23 protein-coding genes, 1 tRNA gene and 1 pseudogene are annotated in these 21900 nt (G+C 62.0%); 7 read left to right on the plus strand and 18 right to left on the minus strand.

Features of this window, described 5'->3' with window-relative positions; all coding sequences use genetic code 11:
* Positions 1–4: 4 nt before the first annotated feature.
* The 3 genes from AC0L3H_RS05890 to AC0L3H_RS05900 form a co-directional block, all read right to left on the minus strand.
* Positions 5–391: a hypothetical protein gene (locus tag AC0L3H_RS05890; protein WP_473507974.1), complete on the minus strand. Its 387-nt coding sequence runs from the start codon at positions 389–391 to the stop codon at positions 5–7.
* A gap of 89 nt (positions 392–480) precedes the next feature.
* Positions 481–1101 carry a nucleoside triphosphate hydrolase gene (locus AC0L3H_RS05895; protein WP_473584799.1) on the minus strand — a complete coding sequence of 207 codons (621 nt, stop codon included), beginning with the start codon at positions 1099–1101 and terminating at the stop codon, positions 481–483.
* Between the two features lie 321 nt (positions 1102–1422).
* On the minus strand, positions 1423–2523 hold the full coding sequence (locus tag AC0L3H_RS05900) for a hypothetical protein (protein WP_473584800.1): 1101 nt from the start codon (positions 2521–2523) through the stop codon (positions 1423–1425).
* A 492-nt stretch (positions 2524–3015) separates the two neighbouring features.
* Here AC0L3H_RS05900 and AC0L3H_RS05905 point away from each other — a divergent pair, with 492 nt between their 5' ends.
* A complete protein-coding gene (locus AC0L3H_RS05905) occupies positions 3016–3900 on the plus strand; it encodes a D-alanyl-D-alanine carboxypeptidase family protein (protein WP_473584801.1) in 885 nt (294 codons plus the stop codon).
* A gap of 99 nt (positions 3901–3999) precedes the next feature.
* On the opposite strand, the gene AC0L3H_RS05910 is transcribed toward AC0L3H_RS05905, so the two are convergent.
* From AC0L3H_RS05910 to AC0L3H_RS05925, 4 genes and pseudogenes are all read right to left on the minus strand, one after another.
* Complete coding sequence (locus tag AC0L3H_RS05910) at positions 4000–4326, minus strand: helix-turn-helix domain-containing transcriptional regulator (RefSeq protein ID WP_473584802.1); 327 nt, start codon at positions 4324–4326, stop codon at positions 4000–4002.
* Between the two features lie 2 nt (positions 4327–4328).
* A pseudogene (locus AC0L3H_RS05915) lies at positions 4329–4541 on the minus strand (type II toxin-antitoxin system RelE/ParE family toxin); the annotation flags it as partial.
* A 149-nt stretch (positions 4542–4690) separates the two neighbouring features.
* Positions 4691–5524 (minus strand): protein NO VEIN domain-containing protein, encoded by an 834-nt coding sequence (locus AC0L3H_RS05920; RefSeq protein WP_473584803.1) that lies wholly within the window; start codon positions 5522–5524, stop codon positions 4691–4693.
* A gap of 2 nt (positions 5525–5526) precedes the next feature.
* Positions 5527–6141: a restriction endonuclease subunit S gene (locus tag AC0L3H_RS05925; RefSeq protein ID WP_473584804.1), complete on the minus strand. Its 615-nt coding sequence runs from the start codon at positions 6139–6141 to the stop codon at positions 5527–5529.
* Positions 6142–6253: 112 nt separating this feature from the next.
* Between AC0L3H_RS05925 and AC0L3H_RS05930 the strand changes: the two genes are divergently transcribed.
* Together AC0L3H_RS05930 and AC0L3H_RS05935 are read left to right on the plus strand one after the other, a co-directional pair.
* A tRNA-Arg gene (locus AC0L3H_RS05930) sits at positions 6254–6330 on the plus strand.
* A gap of 68 nt (positions 6331–6398) precedes the next feature.
* Positions 6399–6827 carry a very short patch repair endonuclease gene (locus AC0L3H_RS05935; protein ID WP_473584864.1) on the plus strand — a complete coding sequence of 143 codons (429 nt, stop codon included), beginning with the start codon at positions 6399–6401 and terminating at the stop codon, positions 6825–6827.
* Here AC0L3H_RS05935 and AC0L3H_RS05940 read toward each other — a convergent pair.
* Positions 6796–8043, minus strand: a complete 1248-nt coding sequence (locus tag AC0L3H_RS05940; RefSeq protein WP_473584805.1) for a DNA cytosine methyltransferase — start codon at positions 8041–8043, stop codon at positions 6796–6798. The two genes, AC0L3H_RS05935 and AC0L3H_RS05940, sit on opposite strands and share 32 nt — an antisense overlap.
* Positions 8043–8216 carry a MerR family transcriptional regulator gene (locus AC0L3H_RS05945; RefSeq protein WP_258121048.1) on the minus strand — a complete coding sequence of 58 codons (174 nt, stop codon included), beginning with the start codon at positions 8214–8216 and terminating at the stop codon, positions 8043–8045. Before AC0L3H_RS05945 ends, AC0L3H_RS05940 begins: the two co-directional genes overlap by 1 nt.
* A 213-nt stretch (positions 8217–8429) precedes the next feature.
* Here AC0L3H_RS05945 and AC0L3H_RS05950 point away from each other — a divergent pair, with 213 nt between their 5' ends.
* The 3 genes from AC0L3H_RS05950 to AC0L3H_RS05960 all read left to right on the plus strand — a co-directional run bounded on the left by AC0L3H_RS05950 (position 8430) and on the right by AC0L3H_RS05960 (position 11646).
* Positions 8430–8663, plus strand: coding sequence for a hypothetical protein (locus tag AC0L3H_RS05950; protein WP_473584806.1), 234 nt, complete (start codon positions 8430–8432; stop codon positions 8661–8663).
* 10 nt (positions 8664–8673) lie between these two features.
* Positions 8674–11157 (plus strand): hypothetical protein, encoded by a 2484-nt coding sequence (locus tag AC0L3H_RS05955; RefSeq protein WP_473584807.1) that lies wholly within the window; start codon positions 8674–8676, stop codon positions 11155–11157.
* A gap of 255 nt (positions 11158–11412) precedes the next feature.
* Entirely contained in the window at positions 11413–11646 is a 234-nt protein-coding gene (locus AC0L3H_RS05960; protein ID WP_473584808.1) for a hypothetical protein, read from the plus strand.
* Between the two features lie 73 nt (positions 11647–11719).
* Here the strand turns inward: AC0L3H_RS05960 and AC0L3H_RS05965 are convergent, their stop codons facing one another.
* Both AC0L3H_RS05965 and AC0L3H_RS05970 read right to left on the minus strand, forming a co-directional pair.
* A complete protein-coding gene (locus AC0L3H_RS05965; protein ID WP_473584809.1) occupies positions 11720–12046 on the minus strand; it encodes a hypothetical protein in 327 nt (108 codons plus the stop codon).
* A gap of 205 nt (positions 12047–12251) precedes the next feature.
* A complete protein-coding gene (locus AC0L3H_RS05970) occupies positions 12252–12755 on the minus strand; it encodes a MarR family winged helix-turn-helix transcriptional regulator (protein WP_473584810.1) in 504 nt (167 codons plus the stop codon).
* 130 nt (positions 12756–12885) lie between these two features.
* On the opposite strand from AC0L3H_RS05970, the gene AC0L3H_RS05975 reads away from it, so the two are divergent.
* Positions 12886–13374: a methyltransferase family protein gene (locus tag AC0L3H_RS05975; RefSeq protein ID WP_473584811.1), complete on the plus strand. Its 489-nt coding sequence runs from the start codon at positions 12886–12888 to the stop codon at positions 13372–13374.
* A 30-nt stretch (positions 13375–13404) separates the two neighbouring features.
* On the opposite strand, the gene AC0L3H_RS05980 is transcribed toward AC0L3H_RS05975, so the two are convergent.
* From AC0L3H_RS05980 to AC0L3H_RS06010, 7 genes are all read right to left on the minus strand, one after another.
* A complete protein-coding gene (locus tag AC0L3H_RS05980) occupies positions 13405–15174 on the minus strand; it encodes an ABC transporter ATP-binding protein (RefSeq protein WP_473584812.1) in 1770 nt (589 codons plus the stop codon).
* Between the two features lie 208 nt (positions 15175–15382).
* Positions 15383–16327 (minus strand): acetamidase/formamidase family protein, encoded by a 945-nt coding sequence (locus AC0L3H_RS05985; protein ID WP_473584813.1) that lies wholly within the window; start codon positions 16325–16327, stop codon positions 15383–15385.
* The gene (locus tag AC0L3H_RS05990) at positions 16317–17912 is read right to left on the minus strand and encodes an ABC transporter substrate-binding protein (RefSeq protein WP_473584865.1); all 1596 of its coding nucleotides are present in this window, start codon (positions 17910–17912) and stop codon (positions 16317–16319) included. Before AC0L3H_RS05990 ends, AC0L3H_RS05985 begins: the two co-directional genes overlap by 11 nt.
* A 92-nt stretch (positions 17913–18004) precedes the next feature.
* Positions 18005–18925 carry an ABC transporter permease gene (locus tag AC0L3H_RS05995; protein WP_473584814.1) on the minus strand — a complete coding sequence of 307 codons (921 nt, stop codon included), beginning with the start codon at positions 18923–18925 and terminating at the stop codon, positions 18005–18007.
* On the minus strand, positions 18922–19830 hold the full coding sequence (locus AC0L3H_RS06000; protein ID WP_128170086.1) for an ABC transporter permease: 909 nt from the start codon (positions 19828–19830) through the stop codon (positions 18922–18924). Before AC0L3H_RS06000 ends, AC0L3H_RS05995 begins: the two co-directional genes overlap by 4 nt.
* Positions 19808–20407 (minus strand): ANTAR domain-containing response regulator, encoded by a 600-nt coding sequence (locus AC0L3H_RS06005; protein ID WP_065009964.1) that lies wholly within the window; start codon positions 20405–20407, stop codon positions 19808–19810. The genes AC0L3H_RS06000 and AC0L3H_RS06005 overlap by 23 nt, the downstream gene beginning before the upstream one ends.
* The gene (locus AC0L3H_RS06010) at positions 20404–21531 is read right to left on the minus strand and encodes a transporter substrate-binding protein (protein ID WP_473584815.1); all 1128 of its coding nucleotides are present in this window, start codon (positions 21529–21531) and stop codon (positions 20404–20406) included. The genes AC0L3H_RS06005 and AC0L3H_RS06010 overlap by 4 nt, the downstream gene beginning before the upstream one ends.
* Between the last annotated feature and the right edge of the window lie 369 nt (positions 21532–21900).

A 21900-nucleotide genomic window follows, 5' to 3' on the forward strand; every position in this document is an offset into this window, starting at 1 on the left:
GCGGCTATTTTGACTTGGTTTTGGGTTTTGAGCCGCCCTTGCCCATGACGGAAGCGGCGAGGGACGCAGCGGTCTTGGCGGTGGCGACAACTGCGCCGGCCGCGACATTGGCCGTCGTCTTGACGGTGCGCATCGCGCTGTCCGCCATCGAGCCGCCACTTGCCGACTTCCTCGACCTAGCCGGTTTTGCCGTGGTTTTGGCGGCGGTCGGTGTCACTTTCTTCGGTGCTGCCTTGCCAAAACTGGGCTTTGCATCCTTGGAGCGGGCGGCAACGGCCGGGCCAGCGCCGGTCTTCGCTTCAGTTGCCTTTGATCCAGTTGCCCTGGATCGAGTTGCCCTGCCCTTGCCGGGCGCAGGCTTTCTTGCCTTGTTTGCCATCGGAGTAGCCATCGGACAGTCTTCCTCATGTCAGCATTATTGCCGTATTCGAGATAACGGCCGGAAAGTCCGAAGGTTCCAGGCGCCGGCTGTCCCGCGAATCAGGGTTGATCGCCAAGCACCAGATCGGCGGGGCGGCGGCGGGCAAGCACGCGGTCGATGTTGGGCATGTCGTTGGAGGCGATCCAGGCGCGGGCGTCGTCGTCGGAGCGGCCATGCTCGTGCCACCGCTCGAGCAGCCGGCGCTCGAGCTCGTCGCGCGGCACATCGACAAAGATCGAGAAATCGAACAGCGGCGCCAGCCGCGACCACGGTTCCTCGTCAAGCAGCAAATAATTGCCTTCGACCAGGATGAACTTGGTGTCGGCGGCGATGATCGAAGCGGCCGCGCGCGACAGCTCCATGCTGCGGTCGAACACCGGAATGGCGATGTCGGGCTCGGCGGCGCGGATGCGCTTCAGCAAGGTTTCGAAGCCGGCAAAGTCAAAGGTTTCCGGAGCGCCCTTTCGCGCGCGCAGGCCGCGCCGCTCGAGCACGATATCGTCGTAATGGAAGCCATCCATCGGCACGATTTCGGCCGCGCCTTCCGGCAGCAGCTCATGCAGGCGCGCCGACAGCGTCGACTTGCCGGCGCCCGGAGGACCGGCGATGGCAACGACAAAGCGCCGCGCCTTGCCGGCGCGCTTGAAGATGGTGGCGGCGAGGTGGGCAATCTCGGACATCGGAGCCTTTCTGGCCTAAGTGTTTTGGATCGCATCTTGGCTATAGTTGGCGGGATTTTCAAACGCGGGATTATTGAAGATCGACCAATTGTCGAGGTCGGCGCCGCTGCCCCCTCATCCGGCCGCTTCGCGGCCACCTTCTCCCCGTTGGGGAGAAGAGAGAAGCGGCGGCGCTGGCGATCTCCTCTCCCCTCGGGGAGAGGTCGGATTGCCCCGAATTGCCCTTTGCAAGTCGGTTGGCAATCCGGGTGAGGGGGCAGCGCCAACGCTCGCAATAGGAGGGCTAACTCCAACCGAAGCGCCGCCCCCGACACAGCCCAATCAGGCGGGCACGGATCGGCCGATCCGCAGGAAATCGCCGTCGAAGGCGACATCCCGCGTCGAACCGTCAGCAGCCGCAATGCGCATGTGCCCCGGCGCGGTGGCGATGTCGCGCGGCGGCTCGCCGCTTGATAAGGGCAGTGCGCCGATGACGTGGCGGAACGAGACATTGCCGCCAAGGGCAAAGGCGGTCGCCACCCCTTCCCGCTTCAGCCAGTTGTCACCCAGCGACGCGGCATGGCCGAGCGCCGTGCGGCCGTCCTCGATGCCGAGCACGCCGCGATGGCGGCCGCTCCACGGCGCGTAGTCGCGGCCGCCATTGCTGATCCACAGCATGGTGACCGGCAGCTCGGCCGGGTTTTTTAGCACCAGCACCAGATCGGCCTCCTTCTTTCGCGCCAGTGCGGTCCAGCCCGGCCCGCCATGGTCGGCCTCGACCAGCGTGACGAAATCCTCTCGGCTGTGGTCGATGCGATAGTCGGTCAGGTCGAGCGTGCCGCCATCGGCGGCGGGAAATCGCGTCAGGTCGGTGGAACGCGCCGGATAGGCGAAAAGAAATCGGCCGCGGGCCGGATCGGGCTCGAGCGGGTCGTCCGGCGTTGCCGCAAACCGCTTCGGCGAAAAGGCCAGCCTGCCGCCGTCCGTCATCACCGTCATCGGATGATGGGCGACGGAAATCGCGCCGGATCCGCCGGAAAAGACATGCTCCTGGTAGAGAAAGGGATGGTCGTCGCGCAGGGTTAGGATTTTTTCGACCGTGGCGCCCAAAACCTTGTGCTGCAGCCGGAAAACGGCGCGCCAGCCATCGACTGTCGCCGCGGAGGCAACGACATCCCAGCGGCTGTTGGCCGGCCAGCCATGCAAGGGTGCTTCCTCGACATCGCTGCGCGAAAACGGCGCGCATAAAAAATCGCCGGACAGGCGAACGGTGCCCGCGGGCAGGTCTGGCGGCAGCGTCGCGCGCGGCTCGTCGATCCACGGCGCGCGATGCAGCGGTTTTAGCCGGCGCCCGTCGATATCGACCGTCATGTCGGCGAGATGGCCAACGGTGAGATCGACCGTTACCGAAATGCCCTTTGCCCTGATCGTGAGCGTATCCATGGCGCACCTGCTGATTCTGCCGGCGCCAGCAAACCCGCTCGGTGCCGGTTGCGCAAGCTGGGTGATGGGCATTTCGCATCAGAGACGCATTTGCCCGGTCACGTACCCTAGCCCCGAGGCTTTCGCTCTACGATGGACCCCCACCCCTAACCCCTCCCCACAAGGGGGAGGGAGACTTCCGTTGGCGCTGACCTCGGCAAATTGCCTGCCTTCCGGCGCGCCAAAGGGAAAGTAAAGGCGCGCGGCAGCGTTCCCTCCCCCTTGTGGGGAGGGTTAGGGTGGGGGTCAATCGTAAGGCGAAAGCCTCGGCCCCTCGCCCCGTCACTATACGGGGAGAGGATGCCGGCAGGCAGGTGAGGGGCGGCGCCAACGCCAGGAGCGTGGGGCATTCAAACCCGAAGCGATTGCCGTGAACACCGGCATTAACCAAATGGACGGCGCCATTGGGTTAGGCTAGTTTCCCACTCGTTTCAGCAACAGCTTACCTTCAGAATGTCCAAACTGCGCCTCTTTCCGCTCACCCAAAGATTTGTCGCGGCGTTTGCGCTGCTGGCGCTCGTCGCCGGCTGCGCGACGACGCCGACGGAGACCATGCTGGCGGTGCCGGCGCCGGCGCAGAAATATGCGGCTGTCGTCGTCGACGGCAGCAGCGGCAGGACGCTGTTCGAGGCCAACTCGACGGCGCCGCGCTATCCGGCATCGCTGACCAAGATGATGACGCTCTACCTGCTGTTCGAGGCGCTGGAGCAGGGCCGCATCAGCAAGACGACGCTGATCCCGGTCTCGGCCAATGCCGCCAGGCAGCCGCCGACCAAGCTGCGCTTCCGACGCGGCGAGACGATCGACGTCGATTCGGCAATCCGGGCGATCACCGTCAAATCAGCCAATGACGTGGCGGTCGCCGTCGCCGAATATCTCGGCGGCAGCGAGGACGCATTCGCCGCGATGATGACCGCCAAGGCGCACCAGATCGGCATGCGCAGCACCGTCTTCCGCAATGCCTCGGGCCTGCCGGACGCCGGCCAGCAGACGACGGCGCGCGACATGGCGGTGCTCGGCATGGCGCTGCGCGCCCGCTTCCCGCAGCATTTCCACTATTTTTCGGAAAGCGACTTCATGTTCCGGGGCCGGCTGGTGCGCGGCCACAACGACATGCTCGGCCGCGTCCGCGGCGTCAACGGCATCAAGACCGGCTATATCAGAGCTTCGGGCTTCAACATCGTCACCTCCTACGATGCCGACGGCCGCCGGCTGATCCTCGTGGTGATGGGCGCCGACAGCGCGCGCCAGCGCAACGACCACGTCGAAGCGCTGATCCAGCGCAACCTGTCGCCGGCATCGAACACGACGACACGATTGTTGTATGCCGAGCAGTGAAACTAGGCGACTGCGCTGTCGCTGATTTCGCGGATGCGGCTGACCAGCCTCATCACACGGTCCTCGACATGGCTGACGCAGCCCCCCGGCAGACTTTGGTCAGGCCGCGTCGGCCGCGGCTTGCACCGTCAGATGCACCCCGGTTTCGATCTGCAGAGCACGGATGACGCCGAGAAGGTTCTCCGCCGTAGGGTTGCCGTCTGGTCCGAACATGCGCATGAGGCTCTTCGGCGACTTGCCGACGATTTCACCCAGCCGCTCGAAGCCGATCGTTGCGTTGATCGTCTCGCGCATCGCCGCGCGGCCGCCAGCGGCATCGCCATCGAGCAGATCCTGCACCGCCTGGCGCAACAACGCCTCCCGAAAAAGCGAATCGCGCTCAGCCCGCGCGCGCACCGTCTCGCGAAAAGCCCTCGTCAACGGCATGACTATCTACCCGTCCTGCTGCCCACGCGCTTGCGCGCCCTGTAATCGCGCCAGTGTCTCAGCGCGTCTTGTATGTCGTCCTGCTGCCGTCTCTTCGTTCCACCGCCCGACAGGATCACCAGCGTCGTGCCGTCCCAGCCGAAATAGATACGATAGCCGGGTCCGCGATCGATCCGAAGTTCCGCCGCACCTTCGCCGATCGGCTTCACGTTCGACGTATTGCCGTCGCCAAGCCTGGCGAGCCGCGTCGTGACAAGCGCCGCTGCCTGGCCGTCGAGCGCATTCCTTTTCGGTCAGATACTCTCGGATCATATGGTGTCATTTATGTTACCAATTGGCAAGCAGTTTCAATTATTGAGCGGTGTCAGAAATGCGCCCGCCAGGTTGCGGCCTTCAGCAGCACGGATCTGTCCAGCGGTGGCGTAAGTTCGAAGGCGCGCGGTTGGCGGACGAAGTCGAACAGCCGGACCAGCCGGAACGCATCCGGCCGCTCCTCCGAGAAGGCCCGTTCGTTCTCCGAAAGCAGGAACGGGGTCTGCTTGTGGCCGGTGGTGGTCTTCACCTCGATCAGCCGCTCGCTGCCGGCCGGATCGAACGAGCGGATGTCATAGCCGGCACCGTCGCCGTCCTCCACTGATACCCAGCGCACCTTCCGGGCAAGATCGTCACGTCCTGCCGCGCGCAAGCCCGACTGCTCGGCGAAGAAGACGCGTTCCTCGCCGCTCTGGCCCAGTAGTCGGTTGCGGGCGTCCCGCAGCGCCGGATCGAACTTCCGCACGATTCGCTCCAGCGCTGGCGGCACGGCCTCGAAAGCCGCGACAGGTGGCGCTTCGAAGAAAAGGGGCTGGGGCTCGTGCAACCCGGGTGCAGGCGCGGCCAAGATCGGGCTCTCAAAGAGCGCCGGTTCGCGGGCGATATGGCGCTCGACGCCGTCGACCAGGGCGCGTTGGAAGTTCGCCATCGGCTTGTATCCGGCAATCCACGGCATGCCGAGCCGATAGAGCACCGCGCTGATGTTCTGAAGCTTGAATTCGATCGAGCCGCGGCTACGGCCAGTCAACTCCTGAAGCTGTGCGTTGCGCTGCGCCTTGACGAACGAACGGCCCGCCAGTTCCAGCGACAGCATGTCGAAATAGCCGGCGATGATGAGGTCGATCTCGCGGTCGGTCCAATCACTGCCGGTCAGCGCGTCGGACATAGTCAGAGCTGGCCTGAGAAGGTGAGGAATTGTAGAGAGGAGAAGAGTGAGTTGGTGTCCCGCAATTGTCTCTCCAATCGCCTGCGCTGATCTCCGACTGATGTTAGAGAAGTCGTGTAGCGACCCTGGCTGTCGGCGTCCGGGATAAGAATGGAGATTGAGGCCATTTCCTTCGGGTTGATATTTGCCATTCCGACGATGCTCTTTGCCATGTTGCGCAAGGTGGCTTTGCCATGTCGAGAATTGAGGTAGCCTGCGACGTAGTGCGGACTGATTGAATTCTTGGCCCTCGCCCGAACAAGATACCCAGCGAAAGCAAATGGCTCCTCTATTCCAAAAACAGCAGTCTTACCCACAAGATCGACGCTGTTTTTCCGATTGAATAGGATGTCTCCTTTCCGGATCGTGTATTTTTCTACCTCTTTGTCAGAAAGATCGATGAACTTGAGGTCAACCACGACAATTCGACCGTCATTGGTGACATTGCCCATGCGCAGAATCGGAAACGCTCCGGCTTCTCCAGCTTTCGCGCTCGTGCCGTATTGAGTGTCTTCCAGCAGATCACCGATCACCCCACGTTGGAAACCTTTTGGGTTTGTGTCCGGATCATCATGCATGAAGTGGCGGGCGCTGTTCCATTTCTGCGTTGAAGCCCGCCCCGGCTTCAGCTAAGAAGCCGTGGCTGGCTGGTTCACTGGCTGGTTCGTTTTCCGGATTTCGATCCTGAAGGCACCCGTAGCTCAGCTGGATAGAGCGCTGCCCTCCGAAGGCAGAGGTCACAGGTTCGAATCCTGTCGGGTGCGCCATAGAATTGCCTCAGCCCCGCTCGATGGCCGAAGCTTTCTTCCAGCCTACTGGAACCACAGTACAGACGATGGTCGACAGCATTTCCTCAGAAGTTCGCTCGCGAATAATGAGCCTGATTCGAGGCAGGAACACGCGTCCAGAGATTTATGTTCGGCGGATCCTCCACGCTGCCGGCTATCGATTCCGCCTTCATCGTAATGATTTGCCAGGCCGACCAGATATCGTGCTGCCGAGATATTGGACGGCGGTGTTCATAAACGGCTGCTTCTGGCACGGTCACGATTGTAGGCGAGGTAAGCGCCCGTCTTCGAACACGGAATTCTGGGCAGAGAAGATCGACAGAACCATGGGCCGCGACCGACGCAACTCGGAAGCTCTGACGGCGGCTGGCTGGCGCGTAGTAACGATCTGGGAATGCCGCCTCGAAGCCGACACCGAGGCCCTGCTGGCAGACTTGGCAGACGTCAGCGGGCGCGCGACGGTTCTATCGAGTTGACAAGGTACCCCGCAAAATAGCGAGCCAGCTTGGGAGGGACGGCATTTCCGATCATGCGAGCGACGGGCTCGATCTGCTCCGTCGGATAGAAAACGTATTCATCTGGAAAGGATTGCAGGATGGCTGCCTCCCGAAGGGAAATCCCGCGAACTTGGTTGGTATCGAAATGCCCAAATCGCCCATTTGAAATGCTGTGGCACTTCGTCGTGATTGTCGGCGACGGCCGATCTGGATGCATTCGGGTGTAGACATCGCTGAAGCAGCGGTCGTTGAGACGCTCGTTGACCTTGCGGTGGCAGTCGAGCGTCAGGTCGCCGTATTGGGTGTTTGCCATGTAAGCATTCGACTCTCCGGGCTTGGCGGACGACAGACGCATGAGGTTCAGCTCGCTCAGCGAGCGGGCCTTGTGGTTGGGGATTTCCGGATGGACTTCGCCCGCGGCCACTGGTGGCAAGTGTCCGATCGCACGGGACACCGAAACCAGAGTTTCGTTCGGATCGGAGTCCGGTACCAACAACTCGGTTTCCAAGAGATCGGCGAAACGCTCCTCGCGGACAAGGTCGCGTCGAACCGCGATCAGAATCGACCGTTTGCGGTATTGAGGGATGCCGAAGTTCGAAGTGCACACCACCTTCGAGCCGGTCACGTAACCCAATTGATTAAGGCGCACTCTGAAATCTTCCCAGATACCCCCGTACTTGGCATCCTTGATACCTGCAACATTCTCGGACAACACCATTTCAGGCTTATAGCGGTCGACATATTCGGCAGCTTCCGTCAGCAAGCTACGGTCCTTCTCCCTTCCCAATCGACGCTTTTCGCTCAGTTTCTTCCGGGAAAGGCGGGTGAATGGCTGGCAGGGCGCACAAATGGCAAAAAGTACGGGAGTGGCTGGAGCTTTCGACCGATAGTAGCCCAGCAGCGAATCAAGCTCCGCACACAGTTCTGCCTGTTGCCCGCCTGGGTAATCCTCGGTTGCGGGGAAAACGTCGTAGTGGAGGAACCTTGAGTTTGAATGGTCGACCGTTTCGTTGAAATTGTTTTCTGCGTAGGTAAGGCGGCAGCGATTGTCCTTGTCGATCCCGGCAATCACGTAACCGCCGGCATCGATCAGACCTCGAGTCGTTCCGCCGGCACCGCAAAAAAAATCAACTGCGAGAAAATTCGGCATCTTTGCCGCCTTTTGCTCGTCTTTCTTGCCGACCGAAACACCCATCACAGTACCTTCCTGATGCGCTTGATATCGGCAGACGTGAACACACGCCAACCATTTCTGTCGCGCTTCACATCTTCGATCCTCTTTTCCCGGAACCAGCGCAGGAGGGTGCTTTTCGAGATTCCCAACTCCTTTGCGGCCCCGTCCGTGGAGTAGGTCTTCTCGCGCGACACACAAATCTCCGTGAATATATTCAATCATACTCATCGTCGGGATGCAGTCAATGGCTGCGCAAGAAATTTCGTTGGAGTCACAATCATTTAACGCGTAGTCGGTCATCCAAAGGCGTTACTCGGGGTGCACCACCTACCTTGCAATGCAACATACCGCTTTTCACGGTTGTACATTTGTCATATGTACGACCTCTATCGGCGTGGAGAGCGAATGTGGTACGCGAAGAAGACAGGGCAAAATTTGTAAGGCTGGCATCCACCCGCGTTACCAAGGCACTAAAGGACATCCAGCTTATCGGAAATCTCGCAAATCGATCGAATTATGACTACACCGATGAGGATATTACGAAGATTTTTAAGGCTCTGAACGAAGAGATCAGCGTTTGTCGGAAACGGTTTGAGCTCTCCGGAAAGAGAAATGGGGCGACCAAGTTCACGTTGGAATAGGGGATAAGTCATGGATTCCAAAAAAGTATGTCTGTCACTTCTGGCTGCCGAGTCCGAACTCGAAGTCGAAAAAATTCTTGCTTCAGTCCCGGAGATGCAGGACTCCAAAAACTGGAAGCCTCTTGACGGCCGCGAGACCAACTTCAACGTTACTTCCAACCAGGCATCGGACGGCGGGAAGGCACTGACCGAACTGATGACTAATATGGTCGATGCCGTGCTCCTGAAACACGCCTACCTCAAGGGCATCGATCCGAAAGGCAAAAAAGCCCCCGCCACCATGTATCAAGCGGTCGACCGACTCGTTCATAAGATGCACGGCGGAAAGCTGGTGAACCTCGGGCCCAACGATCCATGGCTCAAGAAGTTCGCCCAGAGCAATCTCGCGATCGGTATCACAGGTGCGAAGTCCAAGGCGGAAGGCTTGCCTTGTTATTCATTCGCCGACAACGGTGAAGGCCAGCACCCGGACGATTTTGAGACCACTTTCCTGTCGCTGAGCGCCGGCAACAAGAAATCTATCAACTTCGTCCAGGGCAAGTTCAACATGGGCTCGTCCGGCGTGCTTCGCTATTGCGGCCGTCGCTGGTTCAAGCTCATCGTGTCCCGCCGTTACGATAAGTCGGGTCCGTGGGGATGGACTATCATGCGTCGCCGCCCGACCGACGGCGATCGCATGCCTGTGGCGGAGTATTTCGTCATGCCGGGCGGCAAGATCGCCAGGTTCGATGCCGAGGAGCTGTTTCCCTACCATACGATCGAGAAGAAGCGCTACGACCGCATGCATTTGAATGCGGGCACGATCGTGAAGCTCTACGACTACCAGGTCGGGTCCCGGTTTCTCAGCTTCCGCGGTTCGCGCGATGCGCTTAACGAGAACTTGGTCGAGACCATCCTTCCATTCCGCATCCTTGATCTCAGGCAGAAGCCGGACCCGAAGCGCGGTCCGGACCGCGCATTGGGGGTAGACCCACGCCCTTTTTACGGGATGGAATTCCTGCTCCTCAATTCCCACAAGGAAGAGGGCCTGGAAGGCGAAGACGAAGCCTCGGGCGAAGACAGGGTGTTTGTCGGCAAGTTTTCGCACCCGAATCTCGGCGAAGTGAGCATCAGCGCGATACCGTTGAAGCGCGACATCCCAGGGTGGCTCAAGCCGAACAACTCCAACAATCGTGTCTTCCATGCCGTCAACGGACAGGTCCAGTTCAAGCAGACACGCGGCTATCTCTCCACCACATGCGGATTTCCTGCCTTAAAGGACCGCATCGTCGTTATCGTTGATGCCAGCAATCTGACATTCGCGGCACACAACGAGGTGTGGAAGGGCGATCGGGAACACCTTAGCAACACGCTCGATGGCGAGCGCTACGTCGAAGAGGTCACCAAGACGATAAAAGAGTCACAGGCACTGAAGGATCTACAAGCCAAGATCGCCGCCGAGGAGCTGGAGCGCGCGGCGAAGACAGAGGGCAATTCGCTGTTCCAGAAGCTTGTCGACCGAGATCCCAGTCTCGCCGGCTTGCTGTCGAGCCGCGATCCTTCGATCAAGCTGCCTGCTTCCGGAGGGTCCAAGGCTGGCGGAAAAGAGAGCGGAACAGCCGAGGAGTTCAAGGGATCCTACAGCCCGACCTTTATCCGGTTGGAGGAACGCGTTGCGAAGAACGCTGTCGAAATTCCGCTTGGCCGCAGCCGGCCGCTGGGAGCCAGAACGGACGCGGACAACGATTATCTGCAGAGACCAGACAATCCCGGCCGAGTGATCCTTGACGAAGAGATTCGGAAGAAGTTCGGCGTACGCGAGCATCTGAAGGACGGTCGACTGACTCTCTACCTTTCTCCGGACAAGGAGGATGTTGATGTCGACGACACATTCACATTTCGGATCGCGTTACAGGACGAAGCAATGCCGCAGGCCGTTGTATCGGAAGAGGTGACCGTGCGGGTAGTTGCCGTGGTCGACGAAGACGATGAGAAAAAAGTAAAGCCGAAGCCAAAGCCGAAGCCCGATGTCAGTGCTGGGGATAAGAAAGCAGGCGATGGGGAAGATGCCCCGACCCACGGATTGCCGGCCGTCATTCTCTTGACCAAGGACGGGCGAGAACTGTCCGGCTATCAGACCGAAGAATGGCCGGATGACTTCTCCGATACCGACGGTGGCCTGATTCAGGATCTCGGGAAGGAGAGCGTTTACAAGATCAACTATGACAACGTCTATCATATCAAATACCGAATAGCGGCGAAGGACGGTGTTGCCCGCAACGTCATTACCGAGAAGTACATCCTCGGAATGCGCATTCTTTTGTTAGGCTGCGAGCATGCGCTTCGCAGCATGCATCGGACCGACAGCTCCGGAGATAATGGCATAGGGGAGTTCATGGACGACTTTCGTCGTATGGCGGCTAGAGGTGCCGCATCCACTGTGCTGGCCTTAGCTGAAAATCTGCCGAAGATCGTCGACGCATCTTCAATTCAGCAGGCAGAGCAGGTGGAGTGATAAGGCACCGATAGATGACAGACTCAAGCTGAATTGAGATGCCTGGTATGGGTCGCCGCAGGGTGCGGCGACCGGGCCTTCGCGACCGCCTCTGCCGGAGGAATGGGAGCTATATTGGCCGAACGGGCCTGACCGAAATTAAGCACCGGGGTTCCGGGACGATCCCGCCCACGTCACCTTCGAACTCAGCGATAGGTTGGAACCCAATCGGCCGCGAATGACTTTTCCGTAGGTAGACCTGAAGGGAGCGCCGCCGTGTCCGTACCGAAGGAAATGGATGTCGTCCTCGAAAAGCTGCCTTTGAGGATCGGCGCCTATGTTCCCGACGACTTGCTGGAAGACTGGTTCGCGCCGGGAACGGGCATGAACCCGGTCAGCAAGGAAGCGCTGGCGGCCGCCAAGGCTTACGGATGGCGCTTCGAATGCGAGTTCAAATACTACCCCGAACGGATGGAGGGCGTGTTCTGGAAGTGGGTGCCGGCGATCTGATCCGCGCAATTGCCATCGGCCCCTTGGCGCTTCAGTGATCGAGGTTGCCGCGCGATCGCTCCCCCTGACCGCCTCAGCCGCCGCCGATCGGCGTCGTCACCTTTCCGGTTCCGCCGCAATCGGGGCAGGTGCGGCCGTCGATCATGCCTGTCCCGGCGCAGCGGCGACAGAAATTCTCGCCGATGCCAGGAATGCCAGCCGGGACTTCGTCGGGATTGGCTTGACCTTCGCCAAATTGCTCGGGTTTGCCTTGCAGTTGCTTTCTCAACCGGCCGACCGCGGCCTCGTCGACTTCAAGCGACGTGCTGCTGTCGTCAGGCAGGCCTTCGCCGGATTGGCCTATGGTTTCGTTGCGCGGCCGGTCGTTCGTGCCTGTCGTTATCTTTGATTTCTGAGCCATTGCAGTACTCTTTGCAAATTGCAGGTGCAGCTCTCAGCTCCTGCGGTTCGAACGCCTCAGCTCCGCAGAGGTTCCGGCTGGCAAAATGTTCGCCGGCGGGGCCGACGGAAGCGGCGACAGCCAAGCGCATCCAGACTGAAACGGCACGCGATCGGGGAGGCTCAAGCAGGATTCCCATCAATGGTGCCGCAGCCTTGCGCCAGCGCTACGACAGCTGCTCCGACCGCACTTTCACATCGTCGCTCAGGTGCCGCACGATCGCGGCGGTCTTGCGGATATCGGCTTCGTCGAGAGCGACGCCCATGGTCGAGGCGATCGCCAGGAGCTGGGCGTTCAGCTCACCGTAGCGCGCGGCGCCTTTGCGCGTCAGCTGCACAAGCTTCGAGCGCCGGTGTTTTGGATTGTCGATGAATTCGACCAGCCCCTCGGCCGCAAGCTCATCCGCCAGCCGCTGCATGCGCTGACGGCTGGTGGGCCGCATCTGGGCGATCTGCGGCACGGTGAGCGGGCCGAGCAGCGCCAGGCTTCGCATGAAGCCGAACGCACCGCCGCCCCAACTGGTGATGAGCCCTGTCTTCTGGCCAAGAGCCCGTATCCTGAAGAAGCACTGGGCCACTTCGAGCATCAGCTCGGCGATCGCCTCGGCCTTGCCGTCAACGTTGGGGTCCGCCCCCGTCGTTCGGTCAGTCCCGTGTTGTGCCGACGCCATCGCTTCAGTTCCTTTTGTACGGGCCAATCTCTGCGATTGACACCTCCGTTGTCAACTTTTAGAATGACACCTTAGTTGTCGTTTCTAGGCGGCTATGGGCTTCGTAGCCCCGGCATCAGCGGGAGCAGACATGGCAATGGACCCGGCTGGGCAAACCGACAGCGGAACCGCAGGTGTCATCGCGAGACCGCCGCTGCTCTTTCTCGCTGCTTTGCTGATCGGCTTCGTGCTGGATCGCCTGCTGCGTTTGCCGTTCCCCGGTCCGGGGCTAGTTAGCTGGATCATCGGCGGCTCGCTGATCCTGATCGGTTTTGCGCTTTTCGCCGCGGGCATTCGCAACTTCATGCGCGAGGAGACGCCGGTGCCGACGAATGAGCCGACGCGCGTGCTGGTGACGACCGGTATCCACGACTGGACGCGCAATCCGATCTACCTCGGCATGTTCCTCATCTATGGCGGCATCGGCGTGGCCGCGCAGAATATCTGGATCCTTGTCCTCACGCTGCCGCTTGCAATCCTGGTCCGCTACGGCGTCGTCGCCCGTGAGGAGGCCTATCTCGAGCGGCGGTTCGGCAGTGCGTATCTCGACTACAGGCGACGCGTGCGGCGCTGGCTCTGAGCGTCGCAAGAATGCCGACAGTTGCGCACGTCAGGAAACCGCAACGAGATGACCGTTGCCAAGATCCCTCAGGGCCAGTTTCGGCGGCTCTTCGCCGATTTTTCGGGTCGGGCTCGGAATCTCCTGATCGAGACGCGCGAAACGCGGCCGGCGTCTTGCCGGATCGGGCACCGGCACGGCCTCGATCAAGCGCTTGGTGTAGGGGTGGCGCGGGTTCGAAAAGACCTGGTCGCGGGTGCCCATTTCGACGATCTGGCCGAGATACATGACGGCGACACGATCGGAAATATTCTCGACCACCGCCATATCGTGCGAGATGAACAGATAGGCGATGCCGAATTCGCGCTGCAGTTCCTTCAGCAGGTCGAGAACCCGGGCCTGGACCGACACGTCGAGCGCCGAAACGCTTTCGTCGGCGATGATGAGTTTGGGCCTGAGCGCGAGAGCGCGCGCGATGCAGATGCGCTGACGCTGGCCGCCCGAGAATTCGTGCGGATAGAGCTCCATCTGATCGGCCGAGAGGCCGACGCGTTCGAACAGCGCCGCCACAAGCTGGCTGCGCTCTTCCTTCGAAGCGATGCCATGGATCAACAGCGGCTCGGCAACGAGGTCGCCGACGCGCATGCGCGGGTCAAGCGAGGCATAGGGATCCTGGAAAATCATCTGCACGTCGCGGCGAACCGCCTTGCGCTGGTCACGGCCAAGGCCGGCGAGATTGCGCCCGCCGATGACGATATCGCCGTGGAAGGGCACAAGCCCGGCCAGCGCCTTGGCGGTGGTCGACTTGCCGCAGCCGGATTCGCCGACCAGCGCCAGCGTCTCGCGCGGCGCGATCGAAAAGCTGATGCCTTCGACGGCGTGGACACGGCGGTTCACTTGGCCGAAGAAGCCACCGCGCAGGTCGAAGCGGACATGCAGATCGTTGACCACCGCCACGCTTCCGGGCATTTCCGCTTCGACGGATTTTTGTTCGGCGGATTTTTGGCGGCCGACGCCGGTACCAATGCGCGGCACGGCAGCGAGCAGCTCGCGCGTGTAGTCGGCTTGCGGGCGGGCAAAAATATCGGCGGCTGTTCCCTGCTCGACCATGCGGCCGTGCCGCATGATGACGACGCGATCGGCCATTTCGGCAACCACGCCCATGTCGTGGGTGATGAGGATGACGCTGGTGCCGTGTTCGCGCTGCAGATCGCGCAACAGTTCCAGCACCTCGCCTTGAACGGTGACGTCGAGCGCCGTCGTCGGCTCGTCGGCGATCAGCACATCCGGTTTCAGCGCCAGCGCCATGGCGATCATCACGCGCTGGCGCATACCGCCGGACAGTTCGTGCGGAAACTGTTTTAGCCGGCTTTCGGCTTCCGAGATGCGGACGGCCTTCAGCGCCTCCATGGCGCGCCGGCGCGCCTCGGCGCGTGACAGGCCGGTATGGGCCTCGATCGACTCGACCAGCTGCCGGCCGATCGACAGCACCGGATTGAGCGATGTCATCGGCTCCTGGAAAATCATCGCGATGCGGTCGCCGCGAATACGGCGCATCCGACGCTCATCGAGTGTCGCGAGGTCGATTTCGCCAAGCTGGATCATGCCAGAGGAAATTCGTGCGGCAGGCTGCGGCAGCAACTGCATGATCGCCAGTGCGGTCATCGATTTGCCGGAACCGGATTCGCCGGCAATGCAAAGCGTCTCGCCGCGCTTGAGCGTCAGCGACAGGTCCGACACGACTTCCCGTTCGCCGTCCTCGCCGCGCACGCTGACGGAGAGGTTGGCGATATCGAGGATGGGTTTTGTTTCGCTGGTCATTGCAGGCGCAGCCCTGCGAGGGATTTATTCCGTCGCACCCCCCTCTGTCCTGCCGGACATCTCCCCCGCAAGGGGGGAGATTGGCAGTTTCGCCCCCGCGGCCATTCTTCGCCGTTGAAGATTGGCGAAATCCGTCGTGACATCCGATCTCCCCCCTTGCGGGGGAGATGGTCGGCAGACCAGAGGGGGGTGTGACGGAACGCAGCGTTCATTCAAACACGCAGCGCGGGAAGTAGAACGATACCACCCAGTTCGGCATATCGACGATCTCGCTGATCCGGAGATCGCCGCAGACCGAAACCAGCATATAGGCCTCGACCGGGTCCATTGCGTAGCGGCCGGCAAGCAGGTCGATCATCTGCGAGACCGCTTCCCTGGCGCCCGTCATCAGGTCCGGTCCGATGCCGGTCGTCACCTCATAGCCCTTGGCATCGAGATGGCGCGTCACCGGACCCGGCGTGGTGAAGCGCGGCGTCTTCAGCCGTGCATTTTTAACCAGGTCGAGCTTGAGCACGACATCCATCGGGCTTTCGATCGCCGTGCCGCACACTTCGCCGTCTCCCTGCGCGGCATGCGTGTCGCCGACCGAAAACAGCGCACCGGCCACCTCCACCGGCAGATAGAGCGTGGTGCCGGCCGCGAGATCGCGGATGTCGAGATTGCCGCCGACGCGCCTTGGCGGCACCACCGAGTGGAGGCCGATTTCAGCCGGCGCGTTGCCGATGGTGCCGGCAAAGGGTTTCAGCGGCACGCGGGCATGCTTGCCGAACAGCGCCGGCTCGAGCGAGGCGGCGTCGTATGTCCAGATGTTCAGCGCCGGCTCCGGAAAATCGTCGGCGAGCAGCCCGAACCCCGGAATGTTCGCCGTCCAGCCGAAGCCGGACGGCTTGAACATCTCAATTGTGATCTTCAGCGCGTCGCCCGGCTCAGCCCCGTCGACATAGATGGGCCCGGTGACGGGGTTCACCTTGGCGAAGTCGAGCAAAGCGACGTCGGCAACGGTGCTGTCGGCCTGAAGCTGGCCACCCGACGAATCGAGGCACTGAAACTCGATGGTCGAACCGGGCGCCACCCGCTCAGTCGGGACAAAGGAATTGTCCCAGCCGAAATGGTGATGGCGCCCGTGGATGGTGTAGTCGCAGTTATTGCACATCGGTCACATACACATTGTCGTAGTTGATCGGGATATGGACAGGATCGACATAGAGATTGTCGGCGCCGCCCATCCGGGGCGATTTCATGGTGAAGCGCTGCTCGTTGAAGACCGGCACCCAGGGCGCGTCTTCCATGATCTTGCCGTAGATCGCGCTCCACATCCTGGCACGTTCGCCTGATTTGGCCGGATCGACGATCGAGTCAGCCTCCGCCGCCTTGGCGTCGAGATCCTTGTTGCAGTACCACGACCAGTTCCAGCCGCCCGGAACCGCGCCGGCGCAGCTGAGGATCGGCCCGTAGAAATTCGACGGATCGGGGAAATCGGCGATCCAGGCCATGCCGCCGGACCAGATCATCGGCGCGCCGGCCTTGTCGCCGCCGGCGGCGATGACGTTGGCTTGCGCCAGCGACTGGATGCTGGCCTTGATGCCGACTGCCGCCAGGTCCTGCTGGATCGCCTGGGCAATGCGCGGGTTGGGATCGGTGTTCATGGCGAACAGCTGGGTGTCGAAACCATCGGGATGACCGGCCTCTGCAAGCAAAGCCTTGGCCTTGGCCACGTCATAGGGATAGCCCTTGAATTCCTTGTCGTAGCCGGGCATCGACGGCGGCAGCGGCTGGTTGGCCGGCACCCCGCGGTTGTTGATCAGCTGGACGATACGGTCCTTGTTGATCGCCATGTTGACCGCTTGCCGCACCTTCACATTGTCGAAAGGCGCCATGGTGGTGTTCATGGTGATGTAGCCGGTGTGCAACTGGCCGCCCTCGACGACACGGGCCTTCTGCTCGGGATCGGCCATCACCTCCTGGAACTTGGCCGGCGGAATAACGTCGCCGAGCACGTCGACCTCGCCCTTCTGCAGCCGCAGCAGCGCGACGATCGGCTCCTGCCCGATCTCGAAGGTGACCTTGTCGAGATGCGGCAGGCCCTTGTGCCAGTAATCCGGGTTGCGCTCGAAGACGACGCGCTGGCCGAGCGTCCATTCGGCGAACTTGAAAGCCCCGGTGCCGACCGGATGCTTGCCAAAATCCGCGCCGTATTTCTCGACCTCCTCCTTCGGCACGACATGCGAGAAGTTGATGGCCATGACATGCAGGAAGGTGGCGTCGGGCCGGGTCAGTTCGAACTTGATGGTGTAGGGGTCGACGACGGTGACGCCCGACAAGCTTTCCGCCTTGCCGGCAGCGACATCCTCATGGCCCTTGATCGAGCCGAAGAAGCCGGCGCCCGGGCTCTGCGTCTTCGGATTGGTGACGCGGTCGAGCGAATATTTCACGTCGTCGGCGGTCATCTCGCGGCCATTGTGGAACTTCACCCCCTGGCGCAGCTTGAAGGTGAAGGTCTTGCCGTCGGGCGCAATCTCGTAGCTCTCGGCGAGGTCGGGCCGCAGATTGGTGGTGCCCGGCTCGTAGTCCATCAGCCCGTCGAACAGGGTCTTGATCATCGACCAGTTCTGCCAGTCATAGCCGATGGCCGGATCGAGCGTGGCGACGTCGTCCTTGTAGGTGATGGTGATCGCGCCGCCCGGCTTGGCGTTCGAATCGACGGCGTGTTCGGCGCGGGCGCTTGTCATGCCGAGCATCAGCGCGAGCGCCGATACCGCAACGGTGGAGGTCAAGAATTTCTTCATATCATGTTCCCTTTCTCTGGTGGTTACCGGTCTTTTTTTGGTTTTCATCTGAGCTTGATGCGCGGGTCGATGAACGGTGCGACGGTGTCTGCCAGGAGATTGCCAAGCACGATGGCGAAGGCCGAAACCAGGGTGACGCCCATGATGATCGGAATGTCGACGCGCTGGATGGCCTGCCAGGCAAGCTGGCCGATGCCCGGCCAGCCGAACACGCTTTCGACCACCACGATGCCGCCCATGAAGATGCCGACGTCGATGCCGATCATGGCGATGACCGGCAGGATGGCGTTGGGCAGTGCATGGCGGAAGATGATGGCGCCGCGCGCAAGGCCCTTGGCGCGGGCGGTCCGCATATAATCCTGGCGCAGCACGTCGATCATCGACGAGCGCATCATGCGGGCGTACCAGCCGGCGCCGAGTATTCCCATGGTCAGGGACGGCAGCACCAGATGGCGCCAGGTGCCGTAGCCGCCGATCGGAAACCAGCCGAGCTGCACGGCGAATACGTAAAGGAGCAGCAGGCCGACGACGAACTGTGGCGCCGAGACGCCGACAAAGGACGCGACCATCAGCGTCTGGTCGGTGGCGGTGCCGCGCCTGACGGCGGCAACAAGGCCCATCGTCAGGCCGATCGCCAGCTCGCAAAGGATGGCGCCGACCATCAAAAGCAGGCTTGCCGGCAGCCGCGAGACGATGAGCTCCGTGACCTCTGAACGCTGGATGTAGGAGCGGCCGAGATCGCCGCTGAGCAGGCTGATCAGATAGTGCCAGTACTGGATGAAGAAGGGCTGATCGAGGCCGAGCTGCCGGCGGATGTTCTGGACCGTTTCGGGCGTGGCACTGCGGCCGGCGATCTGGCGGACGGGGTCGGCGGGCAGCAGGTAGAGGAGTGCAAAGGTGATCAATGAGACGCCGAGCAGGATGAGCACGGACTGGATAACGCGGCGGCCGAGATAGGCGATCATGCCCGGCCCCTTTGCGTCGGATCGAGGATGTCGCGCAGCGCATCGCCGATCAGGTTGAAGGCCAGGGCCAGCGCCAGGATCGCCGCACCCGGAAAGAAGACCAGCCAGGGCGCTGCCTGGAAATATGTCTGGTTCTCGAAAATGATGTTGCCCCAGGATGCGGTCGGCGGCTGCACGCCGATGCCGAGATAGCTGAGCGTTGCTTCGAGCAGCACCGTGGTCGAGATGCCGAGCGTGCCCCAGACGATGATCGTCGGCAGCAGATGCGGCAGGATATGGCGAAACAGGATGCGGGGCGCGCTGGCCCCGATCGTACGCTCGGCGTCGATGAACTCGCGCTCGGCGAGCGAGCTGGTCTCGGTGTAGATGACCCGCGCGGTCTGCACCCAGTTCACCAGAGCGATCACCATGGCAACGATCCACAGGCTCGGCTGGAGCACCGCCGCCAGGCAGATGGCGAGCAGCAGCGCCGGAAAGGCCATCATCAGATCGGTGAAGCGCATCAGCGCGCCACCGATCCAGCCGCGGAAATAGCCCGCGGTGACGCCAACCAGCGTGCCGATCAGAAGCGCCACGCCGTTGGCGACGATGCCGATGATCAGCGAGGTGCGTGCGCCGAAAAGGATGCGGGTCAGCAGATCGCGGCCGAGCAGATCCGTGCCCAGCCAGAAGCTGGCATTCGGCGGCAAGGGCGCGCCTTCAAGCGTCAGCCCGTCGAACATCTGCTCGTTCGGATCGTAGCCGGTCAGCCACGGCGCCAGGACGGCGCCGGCCAGGACGACGGCAACGATCACCAGGCCGATCAATGCCAGGGGACGCTTGACCAGGCGCCGCCAGACGCCGGCGCGCGGCCTGGCCGGCATGCGCCCGGTTGCCGGAAGGTCAGGCGCGATGGGACTGGTCATCGCCGCCTTCTTCCGTCATTGCCACGATCCTGCGCGCGGCCTCCTCGACGCTGATCTGCCAACTCATCGCCAGCGACCGGAGCTGCGCATAGGCGCGGCCGTCCTCGGCGCCTTTCGACAAGGCCTCCACCGCGCGCACGATGGTCTGGCGCTCTGCGACGCGCAGGCGAAGCGACGATATCTCACTTGCCAAAAGCTTGCGCGCCTCGAAACTCTGCCGTGCAATCAACAGGGCGCTGTAGACGCCGGCATTGCCGACCGGCTTCAGCAACTGGGCGTCGGCCTTGTGCGACAGCGCCCACTCGATGCGGCCCGGCGCTTCGGAGCCGATCAGCGCGACCAGCGGCATCGGCGCCTCACCCGGCGCCCAGGGGAATTGTTCGTCGAAGCCGAGATCCGCATCGAAGAAGACGAAATCCGCCGCCAGCGCCTCGGCCGGCAGTTCCGGCCAGCAGCCGACCGTCTCGAGGCCGATGGCCGACAATTGCCGCGTGATCGCCTGTACCGTCGGATGCGGACGATGCAGGACAAAGGCCCTGGCGCCGCCGAGGTTCGGGATGCGCGGGACCTTGCTCACGAGACCACCCTCAGGCGTGGGCGGCCGAATGTCTCGGTGCGGTCATAGCGGGACAGATAGGGATCGGGCGCGACACTCTTGGTCACCATCACAGTCTTGAACGCGGTGCCCTCGATGCGCCCGATCTGCACCGGCAAGGTGGCGTGCTGGGTTTGCGGATCGATGGAGATGTCGCCGAGCGGGGTTCGAAACGAGGTTCCGGCAAAGGCCTGGGGAAGGTCGGGCCATTGTGCGCCGGGATTGCGGGCGAGAATTTCGGCCAGCGTCCGCACCGAGGCATAGGCGGCCGCCTCGAAGGACGAGGCAGGCATGACGGAGGGCGCCGAATCGCCCTGGCGATCCGCTGCCGAGATGTCGTGAAAGTATGGCCCGACGGAAAGGTGGCCATTGCCCGCCCCGTTAAGCGCCGGCAACTCACATTCGGTGAGATTGCAGGACAGGATCGGGCAGCGCTCCGGCCTGAAATGCGGGTCGCGTTCGGCGAGCTCGGCATAGGCCGCGATGAAGGCATAGGACGAGGAGCCGATCAGGTTGTTCAGGACGAAATCCGGCCGGGTGGCCTGGATCTCGGCGACCAGCCTGGAGACATCGACCTCGCCGAGCGGCAGATAGCGCTCGCCCAAAACCTTGCCGCCGGCGTCGGCGATCAGGTCGCGGGCGACACGGTTGGTCTCCCAGCCCCAGATGTAGTTCGAGCCGAGCAGAAAACCGTTGGCGCCGAAGCGCGGCACGACATGGGCCAGCAGCGGAACGAGATGCTGGTTCGGGCAAGCATGCATGTAGACAACATGCTCGTTCGCTTCGAAGCCCTCATAGGGGCAGGCGTACCAGAGCGTACCGCCCGCGCGCTCGAGGATCGGGATGACCTCCTTGCGGCTCCATGAGGTGATGCAGCCAATGATGTGGCGCGCGCCGCTGTTGGCGAGAATGTCGGCGCATCCCGTCGCGTAGCCATCGATGTTGCCTTGCGGGTCGCGCTCGACCGGAACGAATTCGATCGGGATGGCGGGATCGGCATTGATGTCGGCGATGGCCGTCATCGCACCGGAACGGCAGGATTCGGACAGCAGGCGGTAGTTGCCAGACCGCGAGTAAAGGATGCCGATTTCAATGCGCCGTCCCAAGCAAATCCCCAAAATAACAATGCCCCGCAGCCGCCGCCGCGGAAGGCGAGGCATACGAGGCATTTTTGCCGCCCGGCGGTCGGAGCCGGTATTTTCCCCAATAGCGTATTCGGTACGGCGGGTCAGTCAAGCGGGAAAGTGAGGGCCGGCCCGACGATGCTGCTGTAGAAGGGGGAGCGCCGTTCGGGCATTCACCAATTGTCGATGTTGGCGCTGCCCCTCATCGCCCTGCCGGGCACTTCTCCCCGTATAGTGACGGGGAGAAGGGCGCCGTCACCGAGGATTTCGCCAATCGGCAGCGGTGCAGGAAATCCCCTTCTCCCCGTCACTATACGGGGAGAAGGTGCCGGCAGGCGGATGAGGGGCAGC

It is taken from the genome of Mesorhizobium sp. WSM4816, from assembly GCF_055811535.1.

Bases quoted from the DNA above. Each gene is read 5' to 3' on its own strand.
- AC0L3H_RS05890 (WP_473507974.1), bottom strand. From the start codon at position 391: ATGGCTACTCCGATGGCAAACAAGGCAAGAAAGCCTGCGCCCGGCAAG.
- AC0L3H_RS05895 (WP_473584799.1), bottom strand. From the start codon at position 1,101: ATGTCCGAGATTGCCCACCTCGCCGCCACCATCTTCAAGCGCGCCGGC.
- AC0L3H_RS05900 (WP_473584800.1), bottom strand. From the start codon at position 2,523: ATGGATACGCTCACGATCAGGGCAAAGGGCATTTCGGTAACGGTCGAT.
- AC0L3H_RS05905 (WP_473584801.1), top strand. From the start codon at position 3,016: ATGTCCAAACTGCGCCTCTTTCCGCTCACCCAAAGATTTGTCGCGGCG.
- AC0L3H_RS05910 (WP_473584802.1), bottom strand. From the start codon at position 4,326: ATGCCGTTGACGAGGGCTTTTCGCGAGACGGTGCGCGCGCGGGCTGAG.
- AC0L3H_RS05920 (WP_473584803.1), bottom strand. From the start codon at position 5,524: ATGTCCGACGCGCTGACCGGCAGTGATTGGACCGACCGCGAGATCGAC.
- AC0L3H_RS05925 (WP_473584804.1), bottom strand. From the start codon at position 6,141: ATGCATGATGATCCGGACACAAACCCAAAAGGTTTCCAACGTGGGGTG.
- AC0L3H_RS05935 (WP_473584864.1), top strand. From the start codon at position 6,399: ATGGTCGACAGCATTTCCTCAGAAGTTCGCTCGCGAATAATGAGCCTG.
- AC0L3H_RS05940 (WP_473584805.1), bottom strand. From the start codon at position 8,043: ATGGGTGTTTCGGTCGGCAAGAAAGACGAGCAAAAGGCGGCAAAGATG.
- AC0L3H_RS05955 (WP_473584807.1), top strand. From the start codon at position 8,674: ATGGATTCCAAAAAAGTATGTCTGTCACTTCTGGCTGCCGAGTCCGAA.
- AC0L3H_RS05965 (WP_473584809.1), bottom strand. From the start codon at position 12,046: ATGGCTCAGAAATCAAAGATAACGACAGGCACGAACGACCGGCCGCGC.
- AC0L3H_RS05970 (WP_473584810.1), bottom strand. From the start codon at position 12,755: ATGGCGTCGGCACAACACGGGACTGACCGAACGACGGGGGCGGACCCC.
- AC0L3H_RS05975 (WP_473584811.1), top strand. From the start codon at position 12,886: ATGGCAATGGACCCGGCTGGGCAAACCGACAGCGGAACCGCAGGTGTC.
- AC0L3H_RS05980 (WP_473584812.1), bottom strand. From the start codon at position 15,174: ATGACCAGCGAAACAAAACCCATCCTCGATATCGCCAACCTCTCCGTC.
- AC0L3H_RS05985 (WP_473584813.1), bottom strand. From the start codon at position 16,327: ATGTGCAATAACTGCGACTACACCATCCACGGGCGCCATCACCATTTC.
- AC0L3H_RS05990 (WP_473584865.1), bottom strand. From the start codon at position 17,912: ATGCTCGGCATGACAAGCGCCCGCGCCGAACACGCCGTCGATTCGAAC.
- AC0L3H_RS05995 (WP_473584814.1), bottom strand. From the start codon at position 18,925: ATGATCGCCTATCTCGGCCGCCGCGTTATCCAGTCCGTGCTCATCCTG.
- AC0L3H_RS06000 (WP_128170086.1), bottom strand. From the start codon at position 19,830: ATGACCAGTCCCATCGCGCCTGACCTTCCGGCAACCGGGCGCATGCCG.